Here is a 2,380-nt window from a genome sequence, read left to right on the forward strand (position 1 = left end):
GTTTTTGTCGTGCGAACGACTTCAATCCGTAGGAGCGAGGCTTGCCCGCGAAAGCGTCCTTCCTGGCGATATATCCCTATTGCCAAACTTTTCGTCTACAAAATCAAAAACATTATTTGCTTTATTTGTATACAAAAGCATAATTCGCTTCGTGCGAGTTCCTGACCATCAGGTCAACAAATTCGCAAGTGCCTCAAAGGGTCGCTGCCACCCTCATGGGTCCGGCCCTGGAAATAACAATAAAACTCTTGAGGAGTACTCGCTGTGGAAAGCCGCAAATCCGAAGCCTCGACGCTGGAACTCTCGCCGCCGTTACGCAATGGCTGGCTGGAGCGCATCTTCAAACTCAGCTTGCACGGCACCACGGTGAAGACCGAGCTGATCGCCGGTCTGACAACCTTCATCACCATGGCCTACATCATCTTCGTCAACCCCAACATCATGGCCGACGCCGGGATCGATCACGGTGCCGCGTTCGTGGCCACCTGCATCGCCGCCGCGCTGGGTTGCCTGTTGATGGGCCTGTACGCCAACTGGCCGGTGGGCCTGGCACCGGGCATGGGCCTGAACGCGTTCTTCACCTACACCGTGGTCGGCACCATGGGCTACAACTGGGAAACCGCCCTCGGCGCGGTGTTCGTGTCCGGTGTGTTGTTCATGTTCCTGACCTTTTCCCGGATTCGCGAATGGCTGCTCAATAGCATTCCGGTGAGCCTGCGCTTTGCAATGGGCGCTGGTGTGGGTCTGTTTCTGGGGCTGATCGGCCTGAAAACCGCGGGCATTGTCGTCGATAGCCCGGCCACCCTGATCAAACTCGGTTCCCTGCGCGAGCCTGGTCCGCTGCTGGCTGCCATCTGCTTCCTGATGATCGCCGTACTCAGCTACCACAAAGTGTTCGGCGCGATCCTCATCAGCATCATCACCGTGACCCTGGCCGGTTGGGGCCTGGGCCTGGTGCACTACGAGGGCATCATGTCTGCCCCGCCGAGCCTGGCACCGACCTGGATGGCCATGAACATCGCCGGCGTGTTCAACGTCAGCATGATCAGTGTGGTGCTGGCCTTCCTCTTTGTGCACATGTTCGACACCGCCGGCACCTTGATGGGCGTCGCCCAGCGCGCCAATCTGGTGAACGCTGACGGTCGGATCGAAAACCTGTCCCGCGCCATGAAAGCCGACAGCGCCTCCAGCGTTTTCGGGGCGGTGGTGGGTGTTCCGCCGGTCACCAGTTACGTGGAAAGTGCCGCTGGCGTAGCGGCGGGTGGTCGGACTGGTCTTACCGCCGTGACCGTAGGTGTGCTATTTATTGCCGCAATGTTTTTCGCCCCGCTGGCTGGCATGATCCCCGCTTATGCAACCGCCGGTGCGCTGATTTATGTAGCGATGCTGATGATGGGCGGCATGGCGCACATCGAATGGGACGAAGCGACCGACAGCATTCCGGCGATCGTCACCGCGATCATGATGCCCCTGACCTTCTCGGTCGCCGACGGCATCGCGCTGGGCTTCATCACCTACGTGGCGCTGAAGGCCGGCACCGGTAAGTACAAGGAAATTTCGGTGAGCCTGTGGGTGCTCTGCGCGATCTTCATCGCCAAGTTCATCTTCTTGTAAGCGTCACGCGGTACGCGTTTCAAACCAGCCTCACCCCGTCGGGTGGGGCTTTTGTGCATAGGGAGGAAAGTGATGAGTCTGGAAACCTGGCTGCTGTTCAGCGGCGCTGCGCTGGTGGTGATCCTGATACCGGGGCCACTGTCTTTGCTGATGATCAGCAACAGTCTGAATTACGGTTTGCGCCGTTCTTATCCGGCGTTTCTCGGGGGCGTGTTTGCCTCGATCTGCCTGCTCAGCGCTTCGGCGCTCGGCTTGGGCGCATTGTTGCTGGCGTCGGAACAGCTGTTCAGCGCCCTGAAAATCGTCGGCGCGCTGTACCTGTTCTACCTCGCCTGGCAGAGCTGGCAGCAATCACGCCAACCCTCCCAAGGCGCCGAAGTGCCCCAGACTGCGCCGGTGCCACGCTTTCGTGCACTGTTCGGGCGCGCGTTCATGCTCGGCGCCAGCAACCCGAAAGACATTTTGTTCTTTGCAGCGTTCCTGCCGCAGTTTTTGAGCGCCGAACAACCGTTCCTCCCGCAGTTGCTGGTGATGATTGCCACCTGGACCGTGCTGGATCTGCTGTGCAAGCTGGCTTATGGGCTGGGGGCTCATGGCGCGGCGCGATATCTGCGTAGCGGCAAGGGGCAGAGCTGGTTTAACCGGGTGAGTGCCGGGTTGTTCAGTGGGGCTGGTGCGGTGTCATTGTTGAGCCGCTAAGGGCTTCGCGGGCAAGCCTCGCTCCTACAGTTTTTTGTCGTTCTCCAGCCATGTGAACGACGCAGCC

The 2,380-nt window shown here is 59.5% G+C and carries 2 protein-coding genes; both read left to right on the plus strand.

Features of this window, described 5'->3' with window-relative positions; translation table 11 throughout:
- Window positions 1-264: 264 nt before the first annotated feature.
- The gene (locus AC30D7_RS28650; RefSeq protein ID WP_019648216.1) at window positions 265-1,614 is read left to right on the plus strand and encodes an NCS2 family permease; all 1,350 of its coding nucleotides are present in this window, start codon (window positions 265-267) and stop codon (window positions 1,612-1,614) included.
- Between the two features lie 72 nt (window positions 1,615-1,686).
- Window positions 1,687-2,313: a LysE family translocator gene (locus AC30D7_RS28655; RefSeq protein ID WP_490136317.1), complete on the plus strand. Its 627-nt coding sequence runs from the start codon at window positions 1,687-1,689 to the stop codon at window positions 2,311-2,313.
- Window positions 2,314-2,380 lie beyond the last annotated feature (67 nt).

This window comes from Pseudomonas sp. DF5 (assembly GCF_058148225.1).